This is a genomic window from Pseudomonas sp. RT6P73 (genome assembly GCF_054897715.1).
On sequence record NZ_JBUBUV010000002.1, the window covers coordinates 4,967,107 to 4,989,365 of the forward strand.

General features: G+C 58.7%; 17 protein-coding genes. 9 read left to right on the forward strand and 8 right to left on the reverse strand.

Annotated elements, in window-relative coordinates; all coding sequences use genetic code 11:
* Window positions 1-3: 3 nt before the first annotated feature.
* The 6 genes from ACYZT6_RS23090 (at window position 4) to ureC (ending at window position 4,514) form a co-directional block, all read left to right on the forward strand.
* Complete coding sequence (locus ACYZT6_RS23090) at window positions 4-843, forward strand: urease accessory protein UreD (protein ID WP_462028768.1); 840 nt, start codon at window positions 4-6, stop codon at window positions 841-843.
* A 138-nt stretch (window positions 844-981) separates the two neighbouring features.
* The gene (gene ureA / locus ACYZT6_RS23095) at window positions 982-1,284 is read left to right on the forward strand and encodes an urease subunit gamma (RefSeq protein ID WP_177062639.1); all 303 of its coding nucleotides are present in this window, start codon (window positions 982-984) and stop codon (window positions 1,282-1,284) included.
* Between the two features lie 9 nt (window positions 1,285-1,293).
* Window positions 1,294-1,827, forward strand: a complete 534-nt coding sequence (locus tag ACYZT6_RS23100) for a GNAT family N-acetyltransferase (protein WP_462028769.1) — start codon at window positions 1,294-1,296, stop codon at window positions 1,825-1,827.
* A gap of 6 nt (window positions 1,828-1,833) precedes the next feature.
* On the forward strand, window positions 1,834-2,367 hold the full coding sequence (locus ACYZT6_RS23105) for a GNAT family N-acetyltransferase (protein WP_462028770.1): 534 nt from the start codon (window positions 1,834-1,836) through the stop codon (window positions 2,365-2,367).
* Window positions 2,367-2,672, forward strand: coding sequence for an urease subunit beta (locus tag ACYZT6_RS23110; RefSeq protein ID WP_008146494.1), 306 nt, complete (start codon window positions 2,367-2,369; stop codon window positions 2,670-2,672). The genes ACYZT6_RS23105 and ACYZT6_RS23110 overlap by 1 nt, the downstream gene beginning before the upstream one ends.
* A 141-nt stretch (window positions 2,673-2,813) precedes the next feature.
* Window positions 2,814-4,514, forward strand: a complete 1,701-nt coding sequence (gene ureC / locus ACYZT6_RS23115; RefSeq protein ID WP_462028771.1) for an urease subunit alpha — start codon at window positions 2,814-2,816, stop codon at window positions 4,512-4,514.
* A 77-nt stretch (window positions 4,515-4,591) separates the two neighbouring features.
* On the opposite strand, the gene ACYZT6_RS23120 is transcribed toward ureC, so the two are convergent.
* The gene (locus tag ACYZT6_RS23120) at window positions 4,592-9,880 is read right to left on the reverse strand and encodes an NEL-type E3 ubiquitin ligase domain-containing protein (protein ID WP_462028772.1); all 5,289 of its coding nucleotides are present in this window, start codon (window positions 9,878-9,880) and stop codon (window positions 4,592-4,594) included.
* Window positions 9,881-10,116: 236 nt separating this feature from the next.
* Between ACYZT6_RS23120 and ACYZT6_RS23125 the strand changes: the two genes are divergently transcribed.
* Window positions 10,117-11,244 (forward strand): sensor histidine kinase, encoded by a 1,128-nt coding sequence (locus tag ACYZT6_RS23125; RefSeq protein WP_462028773.1) that lies wholly within the window; start codon window positions 10,117-10,119, stop codon window positions 11,242-11,244.
* 157 nt (window positions 11,245-11,401) lie between these two features.
* Here ACYZT6_RS23125 and ACYZT6_RS23130 read toward each other — a convergent pair whose 3' ends face one another.
* A complete protein-coding gene (locus ACYZT6_RS23130) occupies window positions 11,402-11,707 on the reverse strand; it encodes a chaperone modulator CbpM (protein ID WP_462028774.1) in 306 nt (101 codons plus the stop codon).
* Window positions 11,708-11,730: 23 nt separating this feature from the next.
* Window positions 11,731-12,681, reverse strand: a complete 951-nt coding sequence (locus ACYZT6_RS23135; RefSeq protein ID WP_462028775.1) for a DnaJ C-terminal domain-containing protein — start codon at window positions 12,679-12,681, stop codon at window positions 11,731-11,733.
* Window positions 12,682-12,978: 297 nt separating this feature from the next.
* On the opposite strand from ACYZT6_RS23135, the gene ACYZT6_RS23140 reads away from it, so the two are divergent.
* A complete protein-coding gene (locus tag ACYZT6_RS23140; RefSeq protein ID WP_462028776.1) occupies window positions 12,979-14,253 on the forward strand; it encodes an Hsp70 family protein in 1,275 nt (424 codons plus the stop codon).
* A 123-nt stretch (window positions 14,254-14,376) separates the two neighbouring features.
* Here the strand turns inward: ACYZT6_RS23140 and ACYZT6_RS23145 are convergent, their stop codons facing one another.
* From ACYZT6_RS23145 to ACYZT6_RS23160, 4 genes are all read right to left on the reverse strand, one after another.
* On the reverse strand, window positions 14,377-15,390 hold the full coding sequence (locus tag ACYZT6_RS23145; protein ID WP_282376737.1) for an AI-2E family transporter: 1,014 nt from the start codon (window positions 15,388-15,390) through the stop codon (window positions 14,377-14,379).
* Window positions 15,391-15,637: 247 nt separating this feature from the next.
* The gene (locus ACYZT6_RS23150; RefSeq protein ID WP_462028777.1) at window positions 15,638-15,943 is read right to left on the reverse strand and encodes a PsiF family protein; all 306 of its coding nucleotides are present in this window, start codon (window positions 15,941-15,943) and stop codon (window positions 15,638-15,640) included.
* Window positions 15,944-16,041: 98 nt separating this feature from the next.
* A complete protein-coding gene (locus ACYZT6_RS23155; protein ID WP_462028778.1) occupies window positions 16,042-19,125 on the reverse strand; it encodes a hypothetical protein in 3,084 nt (1,027 codons plus the stop codon).
* Between the two features lie 247 nt (window positions 19,126-19,372).
* Entirely contained in the window at window positions 19,373-20,155 is a 783-nt protein-coding gene (locus ACYZT6_RS23160; protein WP_462028779.1) for an AraC family transcriptional regulator, read from the reverse strand.
* Window positions 20,156-20,253: 98 nt separating this feature from the next.
* Between ACYZT6_RS23160 and ACYZT6_RS23165 the strand changes: the two genes are divergently transcribed.
* Window positions 20,254-21,141: a DMT family transporter gene (locus ACYZT6_RS23165; RefSeq protein ID WP_462028780.1), complete on the forward strand. Its 888-nt coding sequence runs from the start codon at window positions 20,254-20,256 to the stop codon at window positions 21,139-21,141.
* Window positions 21,142-21,267: 126 nt separating this feature from the next.
* Here ACYZT6_RS23165 and ACYZT6_RS23170 read toward each other — a convergent pair whose 3' ends face one another.
* A complete protein-coding gene (locus tag ACYZT6_RS23170) occupies window positions 21,268-22,158 on the reverse strand; it encodes an alpha/beta fold hydrolase (RefSeq protein WP_462028781.1) in 891 nt (296 codons plus the stop codon).
* Window positions 22,159-22,259: the final 101 nt, after the last annotated feature.

The window sequence follows — 22,259 nt, forward strand, 5'->3', positions numbered from 1 at the left end:
AATATGAATCTACCTGTCCCCACTGTCCTGTTTACCCCAAGTTGGCATGCCGAGCTGGAACTGGGCTACGCCCGTTTCGGCGACAGCACGCGCCCGGTCCAGCGCCGACACAAAGGCCCGCTTCGGGTGCAGAAGCACCTGTATGCCGAAGGGCCCGAGGTGTGCCAACACATCATCGTTCATCCGCCCGGAGGAATTGCCGGCGGGGATCGACTGGATATCTCGGCCAGTGTCGGCACGAATGCCTGGGCGCAAATCACCAGCCCGGGTGCTGCCAAGTGGTATCGCGCGGCGGGGCCCGCCTATCAGCGGCTGGCATTGAAAGTGGCACCCGGTGCGACACTGGAATGGCTGCCGCAAGAGACGATTATCTTCAGCGACGCTCAGGCCGAACTCAGCACCTCCATTGATCTGGAGGGCGACGCACGGTTGTTTTACTGGGACGTTGTAGCACTGGGCCGCCCGGCCAGTGGCGAACGCTTCGACCTCGGCCATTTTCAGGCGCAACTGGATATCCGCCGCGACGGCCAGTTGCTCTGGCACGAACGCCAGCGCATTGTCGGGGATGATGGTTTGCTCGACTCGCCGATTGGCCTGGATGGGCAACCGGTGTTTGCGACGTTGCTGGTGACGGGGGAGATTGATAGCGAGCTGCTGGAAACCTGTCGCTCGCTGCCCAATGCAGTGCGCGGAGATCTGACGCAATTGCCGGGGCTTCTGGTGGCGCGGTGCCTGGCCAGTGAAGCGCTGTTGGCGCGGGGCTGGTTGATTGATTTGTGGCGTTTGCTCAGGCCCGCATTGCTCGGCCGCGAAGCCTTGCCCCCAAGAATATGGAGCACCTGAAATACGATTCCTGTAGGAGCGAGGCTTGCCCGCGAAGAACGATAACGCGGTCCCCCTGTTAAACCGAGGCGCACCCTTCGCGGGCAAGCCTCGCTCCTACAGAAAGCTTTTTTAACTGCCGATTATGGATTCCAAACGATGGACCTGACCCCACGCGAAAAAGACAAGCTGCTGATCTTCACCGCCGGCCTCGTGGCCGAGCGGCGTTTGGCGCGCGGCGTGAAACTCAATTACCCGGAAGCCATGGCCTATATTTCCGCAGCGCTGCTCGAAGGCGCGCGTGACGGCCAGACCGTGGCCGACCTGATGCACTACGGCACCACCCTGCTCAGTCGTGAACAAGTGATGGAAGGCATCCCGGAAATGATCCCGGAGATCCAGGTTGAAGCGACCTTTCCCGACGGCACCAAACTGGTCACCGTTCACCAACCCATCGCCTGAGGACGCGCCATGAGCTATCAAATCCGCGATGCGCTGCACGCCGACCTGCCGGCGATCCGCGACATCTACAACGACGCCGTGCTCAACACCACGGCGATCTGGAACGAACAGGCCGTGGACCTGGGCAACCGTCAGGCCTGGTTCAGCGCCCGGCAAGTCCAGGGTTATCCGATCCTGGTGATTGTCGACGGTGATAACACGGTGCTGGGCTACGCTTCATTTGGCGACTGGCGGCCGTTCGACGGGTTCCGCCACACCGTCGAGCATTCGGTCTACGTGCGCAGCGACCAGCGTGGCAACGGTCTCGGCCCGCAATTGATGACGGCGCTGATCGAGCGCGCCAAAGGCTGTGACAAACATGTCATGGTCGCGGCCATCGAAAGCGGCAACGCAGCATCCATTCGTTTGCATGAACGGGCCGGTTTCTTGATCACCGGTGAGATGCCCCAGGTGGGCACAAAATTCGGTCGCTGGCTGGACCTGACCTTCATGCAACTGACCCTCAATCCTGGCGCGGAGCCGCCGCCCGCCAACAAGGAGTAATTGCCGATGAACGCTGCCCAACTGCGCCGCGTCAATGTTGAAAGCTTTGCACACTATCGTCAGGGTCTGATTGACCTGCTTCTCGACGCTGTCGGCTATGGCGCCAGTGTCGGGTTCATGGCCAATCTGGACGCCGCCGCGGCCCGCGCCTATTTCGATGACGTTCAGGACAACCTGAACAAGGGCAACGTGCTGCTGTGGGTGGTGGTCAAGGACGAGCAAGTGCAGGCCAGTGTGCAATTGACCCTGTGCCAGAAGGCCAATGGCCTGAACCGTGCCGAAGTGCAGAAGCTGCTGGTGCGCGAGCATGCGCGCCGCCGTGGCTTGGGCCAACAATTGATGAGCGCGCTGGAACAGGCCGCGCTCCAGCACAAGCGCGGCATGCTTTACCTCGACACCGAAGCCGGCTCCCCCGCGGAAGATTTCTACAAAGCCCTGGGTTACACCAAATCAGGTGAAATCCCTGACTACGCCTGCGACCCGAGCGGCCAGTACAAACCGACTGCCCTCTACTACAAGATTCTCCAGGGAGCCCATTGATGATTCCCGGTGAATACCAGATCCAGCCCGGCGACATCGAACTCAATGTGGGCCGCCGCACTGTCAGCCTGAAAGTGGCCAACAGCGGCGACCGGCCGATCCAGGTCGGCTCGCATTACCACTTCTTCGAAACCAACGACGCCCTGACCTTCGACCGCGCAGCCAGTCGCGGCATGCGCCTGAACATCCCCGCTGGCACCGCCGTGCGCTTCGAGCCGGGGCAGAGTCGTGAGGTTGAGTTGGTCGACCTGGCCGGGCATCGCCGGGTGTTCGGGTTTGCCGGACGGATCATGGGTGACCTCTAACAAATGCGGTGTCTGTTCTGGCCCCTTCGCGGGCAAGCCTCGCTCCTACAATTGATCGCCTACCCCTGTAGGAGCGAGGCTTGCCCGCGATAGCGAGCTATGCGAGCGGTCTCAAATCCAATTGAATCTCAAGGCAAGCGCATGAAGATCTCTAGACAAGCCTACGCCGACATGTTCGGCCCCACCGTCGGTGACAAGGTCCGTCTGGCCGATACCGAGCTGTGGATCGAAGTGGAAAAAGACTTCACCACCTACGGCGAAGAAGTGAAATTCGGCGGCGGCAAAGTCATCCGCGACGGCCAGGGCCAGAGCCAACTATTGGCCGCAGAAGTCGTCGACACCCTGATCACCAACGCGCTGATCATCGACCACTGGGGCATCGTCAAAGCCGACGTCGGCCTCAAGGACGGTCGCATCGCCGGCATCGGCAAGGCCGGCAACCCGGACATCCAGCCGAATGTGACCATCGCGGTCGGCGCCAGCACCGAAGTCATTGCCGGTGAAGGTATGATCCTCACCGCCGGGGGCATCGACACGCACATCCACTTCATCTGCCCGCAACAGATCGAAGAAGCGCTGATGAGCGGCGTCACCACCATGATCGGCGGCGGTACCGGCCCGGCCACTGGCACCAACGCAACCACCTGCACGTCCGGGCCGTGGCACTTGGCGCGCATGCTCCAGGCCGCCGACGCGTTCCCGATGAACATCGGCTTCACCGGCAAGGGCAACGCCAGCCTGCCGGAGCCGTTGATCGAACAGGTCAAGGCCGGCGCCATCGGCCTCAAACTGCACGAAGACTGGGGCACCACACCGGCTAGCATCGACAACTGCCTGACTGTTGCCGATCAATACGACGTGCAGGTCGCCATCCACACCGACACGCTCAACGAGTCGGGCTTCGTCGAAACCACCCTCGCCGCCTTCAAGGGTCGCACCATCCACACCTATCACACCGAAGGTGCGGGTGGCGGCCACGCCCCGGACATTATCAAGGCCTGCGGTTTTGCCAACGTGCTGCCGAGCTCGACCAACCCGACCCGGCCGTTCACCCGCAACACCATCGACGAACACCTCGACATGCTGATGGTCTGCCATCACCTGGACCCGAGCATTGCCGAGGACGTGGCCTTCGCCGAAAGCCGCATCCGCCGCGAAACGATTGCCGCCGAAGACATCCTGCACGACCTCGGCGCGTTCTCGATGATCAGCTCCGACAGCCAGGCCATGGGCCGCGTCGGTGAGGTGATCACGCGCACCTGGCAGACCGCCGACAAGATGAAAAAGCAGCGCGGTGCGCTGCCCGGTGATGGCGAGGGCAACGACAATTTCCGCGCCAAACGCTACATCGCCAAGTACACGATCAACCCGGCGATCACCCATGGCATCAGCCATGAAGTGGGATCGGTTGAAGTGGGCAAATGGGCGGATCTGGTGCTCTGGCGCCCGGCGTTTTTCGGCGTCAAACCGACCTTGATCCTCAAGGGCGGCGCCATTGCGGCCAGCCTGATGGGCGATGCCAATGCGTCAATTCCGACACCGCAACCGGTACACTACCGCCCGATGTTTGCCAGCTACGGCGGCTCGTTGCATGCCACCAGCCTGACCTTCATCAGCCAGGCAGCGCAGGAGGCCGGGTTGCCCGAAGCCTTGGGTTTGAAGAAGAAAATCGCCGTGGTCAAAGGTTGCCGCGACGTGCAGAAAACCGACTTGATCCACAACGACTATCTGCCGACTATCGATGTCGATCCGCAGACTTACCAGGTCAAAGCAGACGGCGTTTTGTTGTGGTGTGAGCCAGCGGATGTGCTACCGATGGCCCAGCGTTATTTCCTGTTTTGACTGTTCGAGGGGCCTGACAAACCGAATCGAAATCACAGGAGTCTGGCTTGCCAGGCCCCTGCGAAAACCGATAGTGATCAGTCGTCCGGTTGTACGGCAAAGGGGATTTCTACCCTTTGCAGTTTTGCCCGGTCGATCGCCTGCTGTGTGAGGGTTTTGACCAACGCTTTTTTGTCTTCATCGATTACATTCAACTCGGCGGCATATTCCGCTTCGGTCATGACGCGTCCCGGCGCAAACGCGCTTTCCGGTTTGTTCAGTTCAGCGCCGAGCACCCTGAGTTCTTCCTTCAACCGAGCCTTTTCCTCAAGGGAAAGCGTCGTGTCGGTCGCGCGCTCGTCCAATGCCATATAGAACTCTGTCGTGGCATCGATCCTGCGCCTGAAGCCTTTGAAGGCACTTCGGTTGGAGCCCTCGACGTAGGATGACCAGAACGGCTGCTCGACGAGCAAATCACCGAGCAGCTCACCTTCCTCAAGGTCCAGCACACGTCGGTACGCAGACTCGATCATCTCTGACGTTACGCCGGCAATCCCTCTGAACTGCATGTTTCGAGACTGCCAGGGCAGGTCCAGCCGGTTGGCAAGATCCGTCATAAAGGCCAGGTGAACTTCCACTTCATCAATCGTGCCTGTCACCTCGCCTGTGGCATTCACGCGCCTGAATTCCTCGCCCGTCGCCTCGCGTTCGGAGATCGTTTTGCGGGCAATCCTGCTCAGTTCATCCAGCCGCGACTTGCCCCGCGCCAACGTCACCAGCTCGGTCTCCACCAGTCCGGGGTTGGCCAGTTCATAGGTTTCATGAATCAGCACCTCCAGCCCCATGGCATTGAACAGCTGCGCACCGGCATCGACGCACGCCGTGGGCACGGTGGTCATGGTGAAGAGCTTTTGGCGCAGCTTGGTATTCTTGGCCATGGCGTCGAGCATTCGCCAGACCTTGGCGGTCATGTCGACACGAAACGCACGGTCGTGCCTGAAATGCCCAGACTCGGTGAGTTTACGAATTTCATTGAAAAACCCGACCGATCCAACCTCATCCTCGACGCTGTTCCAGACCTCTTGTTTCGTCACCCACTCCGGCCGTGTCATACCTGTCTCCCAGTCGAGACTGTCGCGCACACCGCGCGGCGGATAAGGTCGATCAGGGTCCATGCCGACAGACTCGATGTAGTCCCTGAGCGTCTGCAGATTGGCCTCCGCCAACCACTGCGGCTCCCGGTTCAACACCGTGCGCGCCAGCAGTTCTGCCTGGCCAGAACCACGGGGCACCGTGGGGATTTGCGTGATTTCGTTACCCTGTATATCCAGGTAAAAATGCCTGAACCGCGGTTGTGCGAACAATCCCTCAGGCCAGGTATGAACGCCGGTGTCAGCCAGGATCAGGGTGTGTAACATTTTCATGCTGCCAATATCCGGAACTCTTCCCAATGGGTTGCCGAGCATGTCCAAGGTCTCAAGTCGCGTCAGGTTTCGCAGATCAGCAACGCCTTGCGTATCCAGGACAATCCGGTTTCCACGCAGGTTGAGTTCCGTCAGCGCGCGCATGCGGCCGATGACACGAGGAAGCCTGCTGAGCGAATTTCCGTTGATGCTAAGCGACCGCAAGCGGGGAAAATGATCGAGGAAGGAAACGTGCGCATCGGTCAATTCGGTCAAGGTCAGATTGAGGCGTGTGACGTGATCGAAATTGCCTTCCAGCGCTGGCATGGTTCCCAGATGACGCCCCAGCGGCATGTTTTCCAGGTCGAGGACGGCGCCGTGCAGATTGCCGAACGAATCCACATCGCGCAACCCGGTTTGCTGCCAGCACTCCCTGACCGCTTTGTATAACGCATTTCTGGACTGCCATTCGGCGATGCCGGCAGGCGTGAAGCGAAACGCCTCGGTCGGCGTGCTCAGCCAGCGTTGAAAATTGGCGTTGAGCCGATCGAATTCCGCTTCGAGTGCGCTCGCTCTCTGTTCCAGACTGACATCGCTGCCACCCGCCTGCAGATAAGCCAGGGCTTCGGCCTCCGTCCATCCGGGGCGGACGACACGGACCCGCTCTTGCGGCGTCATCGGCCCGTTGACTCGACGCAGCCCCTTAGCCACTCCGCGCATGCCGCCACGCAAGCGCATGGTGGCGGGGTCATACGCCGGTTTGCGCACAGGGTTATCCGCGAGCAGGACTCTGAACGTGTCTCGTGGTAACGGCGCTTTCTGAATGGCGTGCTTGAGCGTAGTGCCTTGATTGATGTGATACCCCAGCGCGTTTCGTTCGGCGTCAGGCAGGGCATGCAACACCGAGGCGTAAAGATTATCGGCGCCGTGCAAATTAAGCTCATCGCTATCGTATGCCTGGTACTGACCGTCCTCGCTGACCAGGGTTCTGCGATGACTGGCATCTGCCGGGCCGATGCTGTCGCGCAACGGTCCGTCGAATGAGTCTTCACGGATTTCGATCCGAACGTTTTCGGGCCAGTTGGGCAATGCTTGCAACGAGCGCAACGCCAGCCGCTCGGTGTCCACACCGTACGGCGAATCGAGGAAGAGCCCTTCATAAGCGCGCGCGGTTCGTATTGCCTGCAAGGTGACTCTCACACGTTCCCTGAGCTGCAAGGGGATGCGCGACGGCTCGGTGATGTTGAGCAGGTCTTGCGGTTTGATGTCGGCCAGCAACTCCCGGGCTATCGCAGTGGGAAGTCCGCTGAACGCGTCTTGAAGTACCAGCGCTTGCGGGTTGCGGGTCTGTTGCAAACGACGATCAAGCGCCTCAAACAGAGGTCCGCTCCGATTGCCCGCCCGCTCGGCAAGCTGGTTTTTCAAGGCATGGATACGGATTTTCTCGTCAGTGGAAACACCCTGCCCGAGCATCGCGTGGATGTCGGTCTCGTTCACAAACTTCACCGCAAGCTCCGGCAGTTTCCCTGCACGGACCTCGACACGGCTGATCTTCAGCGTGTTGGCCGGCAATGCATCGACGTTGCCAAACTTTATGGAGCGCCCTCCGTGCCCGGCACCGTCAATAAGCTCGATGCTTTTTAGCTCAGGCCATCTCGGCAGTTCAACCAGCAACCGGGGCACCTGCTCAATGAACGCTTCCGGTACCACATTGAGCCTTATTTGCTCGGGCAGCTTTTTCACATCAGCCCAGGTCCTGAAGCGCTCGATGGTGTTGGTCAGCAATGCTGGCGGTGGATCGCTGACGACATGCAACCTGCGCAATTCGTCCTCTTCTATTCCACTGACGAGACGAATCTGCTCCAGCGTGTTTTCAGAGAAACCCTCGACCGTTGGCCCCATGCGCCGCATGAGTGTGGTTTTATCCCACTCGAGGGGGTGGTCGAGCTCTGTCTTCCACACGCCGGCACCGTTGTGCTCCAGCTTCGGTTGATAAGCCTGGGGGCGGGTCGGATGACGCAAACGTGGCTGGCCGGTGCCTGGATCGTTGATCACTTCGAAGTGTTTGCTTTCATGCCTGAGGATGTCTTTTTCGCCGTGCCGGTACAGACCCAGCTCGTTTGGCTTCGCCTCATCGGGCAACGCCAGGTCATGGGCGTAGGGCGAAAGGTCCGGGTTCCACAGGCGCGTCTTGCCATCAGCCGGCTCAACCTTTTTCAACTGGGCGATAAAAGCCGATGGTTTGACAGACGCCGCCGCACCGGAGGGCAAGACATGCCCGGCCGCCATGATGGCCAACTGCGCGAAATTGATCATGACGCCCGTAAGGTGGGCCGCCCCTTCTTCCTTGTCTCCCTTGCTCCAGTCTTCGAGGCCTTCCATGGTTTCGAAGAGCATCTGCCCGACCATGACCGCCAGCATCGCTTCACCGAGGTAGGGAACCAACATGGCGCCAAAGTTGAACACGTTCCAGCCGATGTTCAGATAACTGCTCAGGCGATTCCAGCGGGTGGTTGCGTCTTCTTCGCCAGTGGGCACGGCGATTTGCCGCGCATCTGCAATCGCTTTCTCCCTGCGCCACAGACCCATTTGCGGCCAGAGATCGCCGGGGATGATATTGGTGACAGGCTCTGGATCGGGATTCTCGACCGCGGTTTCTCGCCACCACGGCCCCATGTTCAGGGGTTCACGCTGTTGCCAGGTGAACGTCGAGAGACGCTCGCGAACCCGGGCAAAAAACTTGCCCTTGTCTTTTTGCGCCACGAAACGGCTGAAAAACGCTTGATAACTCGGCGAGCGCAACTGGCTCGTCAGTTCCTTCATGAAATCAGTGAAGGACTCGTACTCTTTGAAGGGGTGCTCGGGATCATCCGGTACATACGCAATCAACGTCCCGTCGAGACGGCTTTGTTGATAAACATCATTCCTTTGCAACATGGCGTCGACGAGACCGCTGGGGCCATTGGCAAAAAACGCCTCGAGCAACTTGAACTGTTCAAACTCCTGTCCCGGGAGCAGGGTCAGACGGCGCGACCAATCCAGCATCGTTCGTTGATGCTGCGGAATCAGTGCGTCGTAAGTTCTTTTGATTTTTGAAGGGTCCGCCACCGCACTGAACAACACAATCCCGGACAACCTGAAACCCATGAGCGAAAGCCGATGGCAGTGCAAGGGACGACGCCCCATCAAAATGCCTGGTTCATTGTCACGAATCTGTCGAAGTTTCCCGTAACCGTAGGACGTGATGTCTTTTTTCAGATAAGCGATCAGCGCTGATTCGTTGAAAGCGGCTTTTTCACTGTCTGTGCATTGCTGCACAACGGTCGCTTTGGCCGTGATCTCCTCGGGGGTCAGTAATGCCTTGATGTGCTGCTGATATTGCGCACCGATATCGAGCGACCGACACAGGGCGGCAAATCGTTCGACCGTCAGCGAATGCCGCTGAAGTTCGTTTTCGGCATCCAGGGTAAAGATGCCGGAACCATCGCGAAACGCACCCGCCTGCGTTTCGGGCTCCTCGAAATTGTGCAGTGCGGCTTCCAGCAATGTGGACTGTCTGAGTCGACTGGCATTGGTATCGATACCGATCGCCAGATTGGCAGGGATATACAGTCGAATCAGCGTCGCGTTGACGTCCAGTTCCAGATTCAATTGCTCTTTCAATGCCAGAATCAGCAAGGGCTCGGCAAAGGCATGGATGTCCTGCTGCAGATTCTCCAGCGTATCGTCCAATGGACCCTGGAGGCGCCAATGCTCGTCGATCAACTCCTTGAGATACTGGCGATCAATGGCCCTGGAATTCAAATACCATTCAGGAAATTCCGGTTGCGAATGGGCCAATGCAACAAGGCGCGAAGCGGGTGCGTCTTTTATCGGCGTGGGCAGTTTGCTCAGTAGAAAGTCACGATAAACATCGCGTTCTTCCTTCTCGCCTATATACCCGATCATTATTTTTAACGCCGGAGTACCCGAAAGCTCGTTCATTTCGCAAATCCTTATGCGATGAAAGGAGCGACCAGATTATTGATTGGCGGCAAAAACAAAAGCTCAAAAAACAGCTCCGAAATCAGCAATACATCAAGATCGCATCTGATTTCAGAATCCAAAAAACAAGTAATTACCACCCGAATGCCGCCGAAAAGAGCCTCCCGCGTAATGGTAGTTTTTAGCGGTCTGCAAAGGGGCTAAGATGCGCCAGACTTACCATCAGGAAGCCGGCCATGCGCCTACCCGAATTCATCAGGCAACACGTGGACCGTATCGTCGATGAATGGGAGCAGTTCGCCAGCACCATTACCCCGGCGGCCGAGCACATGGACAGGGTCGCCTTGCGCGATCACGCCAAGGCCATTTTGTTGGCCGCTGCACGCGACATGACCACGGCGCAAACCTCCGGTGAGCAGATGGCCAAGGCCAAGGGCGAGGGCCCGGAAAAAACCCCGAGCCTGGACGAGGCCGCCGCCAGTCATGGCGAACTGCGGCATACCGTGGGGTTCGATCTGGTGCAGATGACGTCGGAGTTCCGTCATTTGCGCGCGTGTGTCATCCGTTTGTGGGTCGCCAGCCTGGAGTCACCGGACCTGGCCTATTTCCAGGACATGATCCGTTTCAACGAAGCCATTGACGAAGCACTCGCCGAATCCACTGCGGCGTACGCCGAGCAGGTCAATCGTTCGCGGGATATCTTTCTGGCGATCCTCGGGCATGACCTGCGGGCACCGTTGCAAGCGGTGAGCATGTCCACCGAATTGCTGATGCGCAAAGTAACGCTTGAAGGCGATGCACTGGCCTGCGCTGTCAATATCAAGCATGGCGCGCGGCACATGGCGGTGATGGTCAGCGATTTGCTGGAGCTGGTGCGCAGTCGCCTGGGTAAAAGCCTGCCGATCGAACCGGCGCCCATGGACCTGGCCGATGCCGCCCATGCGGCGATTGCCGAAGCCTGCGCCGGTAATCCGGAGTGCGATCCAACGATCAACGTAGTGGGAGATACCCGAGGTGCCTGGGATGCCGGCCGTGTGGGTCAATTGTTGCAGAACCTGATCGGCAACGCGTTGCAGCATGGTTTAAACAAGCGTGACGTAACGGTGACCCTCACAGGCGAGCCAGACACGGTTCGCCTCACAGTGCATAACTATGGCGTTCCGATTTCCGAAGACGCGATCGGCACGATTTTCGATCCGCTGGTGCGCAGCGCCGACGAAGAGCTCGGCCAGCCCTCCACCAGCCTTGGCCTGGGGTTGTTTATCGTCAAGGAAGTGGTCGACGCGCACGGCGGGGCGATTGAGGTCAGCTCCAGTGAAGCTGATGGCACGATGTTTACGGTGGTGTTGCCGCGCAAAATCTGACGGCTTGAGACCGAGTCATCGTTTATCGTCGGAACGCCGCCCGGAGCAAGCCCGCTCCCACAGTTGACCGTATTCTTTCTGGAAGAACCCGATCCCATGTGGGAGCGAGCCTGCTCGCGATAGCGCCCGAACAGGCAACGCAAAAACATCAGAACACCTACTCAACCACCAACCGCCCCAACCGCTGCTTGAGCATGCGATTCTCGGCCCGCAGCTGCTGGACCTCTTCAAGCAGGTCCAGCGCGAGGGCGACGCCTTCCCACTCCAGTTCCAGATCGCGCCGCAGCTTGGCGGCGCGCTTGGCCAGGGCCAATTCATAATCGTTGAAACGCCAATCCTTGGGCTGCGTGCCCTGAGGTTCGAGGATGCCGTGCTCGACGATTTCGATCACGTAGACGTCCGACAGGTCGGTCGCCTCACAGAATTCTGCCATGTCCAGTTGAACGATCAGGGGGGCGCTCATGATGGGCTACTCCGTCTCTTGGATCAGAAATTTTCTCTCGGGTCGAAAGCGGCTTTTTTTGCCAGTTCCTGCCACAGCGCCTTGACCTCATCGCTCGAAGTCTTGGGCATGACCGCCTTCAATTGCACGAACAGGAAGCCGCGTTCGCCCGCCTTGTTCAGCAGACCGTGGCCCTTGGCGCGCATGCGCTGGCCATTCTGACTGCCGGCCGGCACCTTGAGGTTGATCTTGCCTGTGAGTGTAGGCACTGCCACTTCAGCCCCCAGCGCCAATTCCCACGGCGCCAGCGGCAAGGTGATGATCAGGTTCTCGCCTTCGACATCGAATTTGGGGTGCGGCGCGAAGCGAATGATCAGGAACAGGTCGCCATTGGCGCCACCACCGGTGCCCGGTGCACCCTGGCCTTTGAGGCGGATGCGTTCGCCGTCGGTCACGCCGTCGGGGATTTTCACGTTCAGGCTTTTGCTGGTGTTGCTGACGTGCTGGCCGGCAGCGTTGTACTGCGGCACCTGGAAAGTGACCTTCTTCGACTCGTTCGAGAGGGTTTCTTCCAGAAAAATCCCAAGTTCCATTTCCACGTCTTGCCCTCGACGCCCGGCGCTGCGGCCTGATTGTCCACCCCCAAAACCCGGACCACGGTTGCCGAAGATCGAACTGAAGAAGTCCGAAAAATCGCCCGTGTCCTGACCGCCACCACCAAAACCACCGCCGCCACGACCCTGCCAGCCCGGCGGGCCCTGGAACGGCTGGCCATGCTGGCCGTATCTGCGCAAGTCGTCGTATTCGGCGCGTTTGTCGGCGCTTTTCAGCGCCTCATAGGCTTCCGAGGCGTCCTTGAACTTGGACTCGGCGTCCTTTTCCTTGCTGACGTCCGGGTGGTATTTGCGCGCCAGCTTGCGATAGGCGGCCTTGATCGCCTTATCGTCAGCCGTCGGCTCCACGCCGAGAATCTTGTAATAGTCTTTGAAGTCCATCGAGGGAATCACCATCCGTTATCGATATCGCGCCGCCACCGGCCGTCTGCTCTCATTGGCAAACGTCGGGTTGACCGATCTCAAGTTGTTGACCGGGCAGCGCATCAGAAGTTTATCGGCAGCAGCGGGCGGTTCTTGCGACCGTCCTGTGGCTGCCAGGCCCAATGCAGACAAGTTTGGGGCAAAGGATAGTCTTTCAAGGCGCTAATAGCTGAGATTTAGCGGATAGTCGGCCTTCGAATATTCGCCGCACTGACATACACTGCGCGGCCGTTTTTTAACCGGAACTCGAAAGACATGAAAAACGCATCTCCAGCCCGTGCCTGTGGTATCGACTTCGGCACGTCCAACTCCACCGTCGGCTGGCTGCGCCCCGGCATGGAAACGCTGATTGCGCTGGAGGACGACAAGATCACCCTGCCCTCGGTGGTCTTCTTCAACATGGAAGAACGCCGCCCGGTGTACGGCCGGCTGGCGCTGCACGAGTACCTGGAAGGCTACGAAGGCCGGTTGATGCGCTCGCTCAAGAGCCTGCTGGGTTCCAAGCTGATCAAGCACGACACCAGCGTCCTCGGCACAGCGATGCCATTCAAGGACCTGCTCGGTCTGTTTATCGGTCAGCTGAAGAAGCGCGCCGAAACCGCCGCCGGTCGGGAGTTCGATGAAGTGGTGCTGGGTCGTCCGGTGTTCTTCGTCGACGACGATGAAATGGCCGACCAGGAAGCCGAGAACACCTTGGTGGACGTGGCGCGCGCCATTGGCTTCAAGGATGTGTCGTTCCAGTACGAACCGATTGCCGCGGCGTTCGACTACGAGTCGACCATCGAAAAGGAAGAGCTGGTACTGATCGTCGACATCGGCGGTGGTACCTCCGACTTCTCGTTGGTGCGCCTGTCCCCGGAGCGTCGCACCCACGACAACCGTCACGATGACATCCTCGCCACCGGCGGCGTGCACATCGGCGGGACCGATTTCGACAAGCAGCTGAGTCTGCAAGGCCTGATGCCGCTGTTCGGCTACGGCAGCCGCATGAAGAGCGGCGCCTACATGCCGACCAGCCACCACATGAACCTGGCGACCTGGCACACCATCAACTCGGTGTACTCGCAGAAGTCGACTTTGGCGCTGGGCAGCATGCGTTACGACATCGAAGACACGGGCGGCATCGATCGTCTGTTCAAGCTGATCGACCAGCGCGCCGGCCACTGGCTGGCCATGGAAGTGGAAGAAACCAAGATCCAGCTGACCCACGCTGACAGCCGCCACGTGCCGCTGGACCGCATCGAGCCGGGTTTGAGCGTGGAGCTGAGCCGTGCGCTGTTCGAATCGGCCATCGACAACCTGCTGGAGCGCGTGCGCAACAGCGTCACGCATTTGCTGAACGACGCCAACGTGCGCGTCGATCAGGTCGACACGGTGTTCTTCACCGGCGGTTCGAGCGGGATTCCGGCGCTGCGTAACAGCGTGTCGGCGATGTTGCCGAATGCGCGGCATGTAGAAGGGAACATCTTTGGCAGCATCGGCAGCGGGTTGGCGATCGAGGCGGCGAAACGTTACGGGCCGATGGACTGATCCGAAACCGCGGCGCCCTTATCGCTAGCAGGCTAGCTCCCACATTGGATCTGTGGTCTTCGCAAAACCAGTGGAAGCTAGCCTGCTAGCGATGGCGTCATAACAGGCAATACATCTCTTGGATCAAACCATCCCCACCTGCTTCAACTCACTCTTCAGGTACGCATAGTAAATCGGCCCCGCCACTACCCCCGGCAGGCCGAACGCGGCCTCGAACACCAGCATTGCCAGCAGCAACTCCCACGACTTGGCACTGATCTGCCCGCCGACAATGCGCGCGTTGAGGAAGTACTCGAGCTTGTGGATAACAATCAGGTAACCCAGCGCCGCCACGGCCACCCAGATCGACAGCGACAGGCCGACGATGGTGATCAGGGTGTTCGATATCAGGTTGCCGATCACCGGCAGCAGCCCTAGCAGAAACGTCAGCACAATCAGGGTTTTGGTCAGCGGCAGCTTGATCCCGAACATCGGCAGGACCACCGCCAGGAAAATCCCGGTGAAGAAGGTGTTGAGCAGGGAAATCTTGATCTGGGCGAACACGATGTTGCGAAACGCCTGGACCAGCAGGTGCAAGCGGTCGAACAGCGCGGCGGCCAATGGCTTGCGCTTGGTCAAGTCCGGCACGCGCTGCAAGGCAATGATCGCCCCCAGCACCATGCCGATCAGCAGCGTCACAAACATGTGCGCCGCGTCCTTGCCCACCAGTTGCAAGTCGCTGAGGTGCTTGCTCATCCACTCGCCAATCGCCACGCGGAACTCGGCGGCACTGGCCGGCAGATAGACGTCGATGAACGGCGGCAATTGCCCGCGCGCACGGTCGACCACAACCATGAATTTGTCGAGAGATGCGCCGGGGTTTTCCGCTTCGTGCAGCAGAAAACTGATGGCGCCGGCAAAGATCAGCGTCAACACACTGACCACTAGCGTCCCCAATAACGCCACCGCCAGCCAGCGCGCCCGCCGACCTTCGATCAGCCGCTGCAATTGCGGGGTGAGCATGTTGACCAATTCGAACACCAGCAACCCGGCCAGCAGGCTGGGCAGCAGCCGCAGCGGGATCACCAGCAGCAAACCACCAAAGATGATGACCCAACTGATTAGCAACAAGACTTGGCGTTGAGAAAACGTTGGCATACAGCCTCAAAACGAACGACGTAAAAGGATTGGCAGTCTGCCAGCGTTCGGAAGCCAGCACTAGGGATTGTGTAGGTCGACCTTAGTGGGGCATTGGCGATCTTTTGCAGCGTCCATGCCGGCCCCATCGCGAGCAGGCTCGCTCCCACAGTTGTCTTGCATACACAGGTCCATTGTAGGAGCGAGCCTGCTCGCGATGGGGCCAGCACAGCCACCGCATATCTCCCGCCCCACGCGGGACCGGAAGTTATTTTTTCTTCAGGCAATCACTCATGAAGGCTTTGCGCGCATCGCCTTTCAAAGCCTGGGTCGCCGCGGTGGCGTTGCAGGTTTTCATCTTCTCTTGCTGAGGAGTCAGGACTTTCGCGTCATTGGCGGCCGGCGCCGCTTTGAGGCAGGTACTCATGAAGGCTTTGCGCTCATCGCCCTTGAGGCTTTTTGCGGTAGCGTCAGCGTTGCAGGTAGTCATCTTGTTTTGTTGCTCAGTGGCAGCGAAGCCCTGGGCGCAAAACAGCAAACCGATCATCAACAAAGGGACACGCAACATCTTCATGGAGTTTTCTCCTTGTTACCGCACCGAGGGGTGCGGCCTCATTCTGGAGTGTATACAAGCGCTGTTACACCTTCATCCACCGAAGCATCAGATTACCCTCAATCGGCTTCCGTCTCCTCGTCCAGGAGATCCTTGAATGCCTCCCGGTATCGAGTGTGTGCATCAAGCCGGCTTTCGATGACCGACGCAGGCATCCGCTCGAAGGAAACAGGTGTACCTCCCTCGACAGCATAGGTCTGGCCAAGCTTATCCAATGACGTCCATTGGACGTATGTCCGCGCCGTCTTCAGATACAGCTTGTTCATTTTTATCTGCCGATACGTGTTTTCCTCGGAAACCGCGGGCAACGTCGCCGGGCCTGGTGGCGTGTCATTGATAAACCTGTATTCGCCCACGGCCGGCCCTGGGGGCAGTGTCTCCAATGGCGGCGTTACAAACTCGAATGTCCCTTTGCTGGCCAGGTGCGCGGCGGGAAATTCCGGCCAGGAGTCAGCGACGACCAGTCCATTGAGATTGCTCAAATCATCACCAATCACCACATACTGATGGTCAAACCCGGTGACTTTGACGATGTGAATAGCGGACGTCCGAGGCTGGCTGGCGAGGATCGAAAACGTGACTTTCGAATTCTCCGAGCAATTGCCGCCCTTGATTGCGATGGCCTTTTCTGACGCTTGCGCGATTGTCAGGTCCGAGGTGAACACGCTCTCCGCCCCAAGGTCCATCCCCCTGAGATGTTTAATACCCGCGATCGCCGAACCGCCCTTCTCCCACATGCTCGCCAACTGATTACTCGACAACGGCAAGAGCTCCTTGGCTCGATAGATCGCTTCCTGTGCCATTTTCAAGTTGGCCATGATTTGAGCCGACACCTGAACCGGCTCCCCGGGCGTGGCTACGTCTTCGAACAGCAATTCTCCATATTCACTTAGATCTCTCAGCTTCGGACTTGGCGTTACACCGCTCTCCCGGACTGAACGTATCAGCGCCTGGTATTCATTGGCGCGCCCGGTCTGTTGCAGATTCTGCGCATACATGCCCAGATTTCGTTCCGACTCCGTGAGCGGCACCAGGCCCTCTTCGGTAAACAGACGCCCGGTTAAGGCGTCGAACTGCTCAGGCCGCATGAGGGACTGCAATTCGGGTAATACTTCAATGCTGCCGATGACTGGTTGATTATTCCCCTCACCGTTAGCTTTGATCACTGCGTAATGCATCGCTAAAACGCATTCATCTGGATATCGCTCATGCAACAACTTCAAACCACGCAGAAAGTTGTATCTCTCAATCACCGGAACCGACTCATGAAACGATAGATTGACCAGCTCTTCATATTTACCCGCTATGACCTGCAACTGCGCTACTTCCCCAAGAGAACTTGGCGACCCTGCGCGAAGCCGCATGAAGTCCGGGGCAAACGTGGACCAGTGCGGTAGCGGCATATTGGGCAGGAGCTCCAGTAAGCGGTACGGCATCAACGCATTCCCGCGCAAATAAGTTTTCAAACTTTTTACATCGCTGATTTTTAGTGACTCGCGCTTATCGACCAAAAACGTTTCAAGGATCGAATTGTAGAAATCTGTAGCGGGATACAGGGCATTGCCTTCGCCATCGTGAGCCCGGTAAGTCCCGTATCCGTCCTCTACGAAAGTCAGGTGAGTCGTCACGTTACTTTGACCGAATGCGCCCAACAGTTCCCCATCGAAACTGTCCTGACGAATTTCGATGCGAATGTCTTCCCCCCAGAGCCCCAAAGCTCCCGACGTATATAGAGTCAGCGTGAAGTTATCAGGCGAATTGACCGAATCCAGATAAAAACCTTCGTACGCGCGACTGACAAGGACGTCCTGAAGCGCCCAGTCACCCAGGGTTTGAAGTCTTTCGGGGAGAATCCCAAGCCTGATTTTGTCCAACTCTGCCGGCGTGGCGATGTCTACCAGCTCTCGCGCCACAACTCCCGGCAACTCCAACTGCTCCTGAACGAAAAGCGCTTCGGTAGTCGTGGCCTTATCGACGTCGCGATATCGTTGATCAAACAGGTAGGTTTTATATTGGTCAGCCAGCTGTGCAAGCTCGCTCCTCAGGTGCCTGGCATTCGCTTCAAGCGTGGCCGGCGGTTCATCGGACGCAACGTTCAGCAAGGATTTGGTTTCAGCCTCATCCAGATGCGACAGCACGGTTTTAAGCAGGTCGCCGTCGACCAATTGATTGCGTGATAGGGGCACCGGTGATGAGCCTTCACGTTCAATTGTACTCAGCACCTTGCCATTGGCATCCAGCAATGACATCGCCTTGTCTGGCCAAATTTCATTGAGCAGCTTGAACTGAAATAACAAATCGGCCTGCAAATAATCTTGCGCACGATCGCTGCGCAGGTTGTCGATGAAGCGACCCATCTCGCGATCAATCCTGAACCGGGTAACCGTGTCCTGAAGCAAGGGGATGATGCGCTCATGGTTGGCGTACATGCGTCGGACTGCATTTATATCGGCGCGACTCACTGCAAGTATATCGGCGCCGGCATCTTCCAGACCTTGAGCCTGCAAACCGAGACGGTTGATCAGGGTCTGCTCATCCCATGCATACGGCCGTTCGCCTTCGATCACCCGCTGGTAAGCATGTCGAGGGTCGGTCACGCTCTCGGGCTCAGTCTGCAGGCGCCAAAGCTTGCCGGCCGGATCGCGTATGAGTACGGGGCCATTAGCGGTCAGCTCATTAGGCAGCTTGGCGCGGTACAGCCCGGTTTCAGGGTCTTTGCCAACTTGTACGATGCCTACTTCTGAAACCTCGGCATACAGACGGTTTCGGAATGTTCGCAAACCGTCGGCGTTGGCTTCTGTCAGTTTGACCGTCGCAGGAATCCGATAGGCTGCCAGCGGATGCTGCGCCGATGCGATTGCGGAAGTCGCGCTGGAAGCGGAGCTGGAGCTGGAAACCCTATCGCTGGCTGCTATCGACGACGTGCCGGCTGCGGGCGTATCGATGCTCTCGGGGATTCTGCTCGTCCCGGACAAATCAAGCCGGCCCGCTCCCGTCACCGGGTCGACATCGACTCGCGGGGTATCGACTCGAGGGGCATCGGGCCGCGAAGTGTCAGGGCGCGGAGTCTGTCCGCCCCCTGTCGAGACAGGTCTGCGAGTGTCGGGGCTGGTATTGCCTCTGGGAGGCCGTCTGGCTGCCATGAATCTTCATCCTTGTAATTTACTGTGGCGTCACTGCCGATTGTGAATAAGTTCAAACACGCAAACATGTTACTTACCCACAATAATAACTTGCAGAAGAATAAAAATCCTACTGCCTCTTTTATATCAATTAATGACTTCCGACCCACTCGCGCATATTTATATTTGATTCACAGAGTCCTTCATCAACAGCCTATTTACCAGAAGCAAAGTTCGAACTATTGCGTAAGAAAGTTCTCCGGAGCAATCAATACACGCTGTGACGTCGATAATGCTCCGGCGTGCACCCGGCCTGACGCGCAAACATGGCGATAAATGCCGAACCGCTGCTGTAACCCAGATCGAAAGCGATGGCCTGCACGCTGCGCGGACTTTCCAGCGCTTCGATTGCGGCAAGGAAGCGCAGTCGCTGGCGCCACTCACCGAAACTCATGCCCAACTCGCGGACGAATTGCCTGGCGAGGGTCCGCTCACTGACATGGACCTGCGCCGCCCAATGCGCCAGTGGCTGATGATTGCCCGGGTCGGCGTTCAACGCCTGGAGGATCGCCAGAAGACCGGGACTGCTGGCGTACGGCAGATAACATTCGTGCACCGGCGCCTGTTGCAGTTGGTCGACCAGCACTTGCGCAAGACGTTTGTCGGCGTCCTGTTCGGGAATCTTCACGTCGCGAGCGGCGAAATCCTTCAGGATCGCCTTGAGAATGTCGCTGATCGCCAGCGTACAGGCTTGCTGGGGCAACGCGCGGCACAACGTCGGCGCCAGGCATACCGCACGGTAGTTGATCGGTTGATTGCTGTAGAAACTGTGCTCGGTCTCGGGCGGTACCCACACGGCGTACTGCGGCGGCGACATGAAGCGGCTGCTGCCGATTTCCATGTGCAACACGCCATTGGCCGAATACTCGAGGGTGCCCCACGGGTGACGATGGGTCGAAGCGTATTCGTGGGTATCGAAGTCGGCATAGCGGAAGTACACCGGGGACGGCAGTTCCGGGAAGTCGAGCAGGTCGATGTGTTTACTGTTCATGCTGTCCGTCATCAGGGGCAGGTTGTCTGGATCGAAGTATAGGCTTGCATCCAGACAGGCGGATAATTGCCCCTCACTTACGTTTCTGGTTTTTTCTGATGCAATACGCTTATCCCCTGCTGGCCATTTTCATTTGGGCCGGCAACACCGTGATCAACAAACTGGCGGTCGGCGCGATCTTCCCTGCGGAAATCGGCTTCTACCGTTGGCTGCTGGCCGGGATTCTGTTCACGCCGTTCATGCTCAAACCGGTAATCGCCCATTGGCCGCTGATTCGCCCGAACCTGGGCAAGATTTTCATTCTTGGCGTGCTCGGCATGGCGGTCTATCAGAGCCTGGCGTACTTCGCCGCGACGCTGACGTCGGCCACCAACATGGGGATCATTTTGTCGCTGATGCCATTGATGTCGCTGGCCATGGCGATCGTCAGCCTTGGCCAGCGTTTGACGGCGGGCGCGTTGGCGGGCGCGGTGCTGTCGTTTGCCGGGGTTCTGGTGGTGGTGTCGTCCGGCAGCCTGGCGGCGTTGCTGGAGCATGGCGTGAACCTGGGTGACGCGATGATGCTGATCGCCACGCTAGCCTACGCGATCTACAGCACCCTGCTGAAGAAATGGCAGCTGCGTTTGCCGCCGCTGGTGTTGTTGTATTTGCAGGTGCTGGTGGCGGTGGTGGTGCTGTTTCCACTGTTTGTCGCTTCCCCAAAGGTTGGCCCGACCTTGCAGAATATTCCACTGGTGCTTTATGCCTGTCTGCTGGCTTCAATGCTTGCGCCGTTGGCGTGGATGCAGGCCGTGATTCGCCTGGGGCCGAGCCGGACCACGCTGTTTTTCAATTTGCTGCCTTTGATTACGGCGCTGATTGCGGCAGTGGTGCTGCATGAACAGCTGGCGATGTATCACCTGGTGGGTGGGGTGTTGACGTTGGGTGGGGTGGTGCTTTCGGAGCGTTGGACTACCGTATTGGGCCGCAAGATTGCCGTTGCCTGACCCGACGCCTTCGCGAGCAAGCTCGCTCCCACAGGGTTTTGTGTCGGCCGCCAATTACGGGCACGACGCCAGACCTGTGGGAGCGTGGCTTGCCCGCGAAGAACGATGACTCGGTCTAACTGACCTTTACACGCCTGCCGCTTTCAACCGCGCCGCATGCTCAACAAACAACCGCACCGGATCAGCCCCTTTCCCCACCAGCCCCAGCGACTGATTGACGATGTCGAAGTGATCCATCGGATACTCATCGCCAATCACCGTCCCAAGGTGCGAGCTGTAGCGCCCGACCATCCCGTCGCAATGCCCGGTTTCGCGCACGAAGGTTCTGGCAAACAACCGGCAACTGCGATTCGTCCCGTCGAACAGGTTGCCCCCGCGGTCCGTCTTGCCCGGCTGCAAGGTCCCGGACCAGGAGTAATAGCGCACGCCGTTGACCTCTTCCGGCCCGTGACCGCCCCAGGTTTCAGGCAGGCCTTGTGGATAACGCTGATTGAACAGCGCCACCCCGGCAGTCGTCAGGGACTCATGGGAAGCATGGATATCCACAGGGAATTTCGGCCCGCGATAGCCGGTTTCCAGCAGGCTCATCAACCCGCCGATCACCCGCAGTAAAAACGCCAGCAGCCGGCCCTTTGCGCTGTCAGACGGGTAATGCTTTTGCAGATAATCCGCCAGCTCCGAGCCATGGTTCGGCCCTGCGACCGAAGTGACAGAAGCCACGCGATCCGGGCGTTTGGCCGCCGCGTAACGGGCCGTGAGCGAACCCTGGCTGTGGCCGATCAGGTTGACCTTCTCGGCTCCGGTTTCCCGCAGAATCTCTTCGATCCGCGCCAGCAACTGCTCACCGCGCACCTCACTGGAATGGAGCGGCGAGACCTGCACCGCAAACACCGTCGCCCCGCCCCGGCGCAACGCTGAGATGATCCCGTACCAGTACGGATACAACACCAGACGGATAAACCCGAGCATTCCGGGGACCAGCACCAACGGGAAACGCGTAGCGGAACCTTGCGACATGGGCGAACATCCTTGTGATCGGTGAGATGAAGCAAGGCGCGATGCAAGACATCAGCCAAGCATCGTCACCCAAGATGACAACTCGACGACCAGTCTATGAC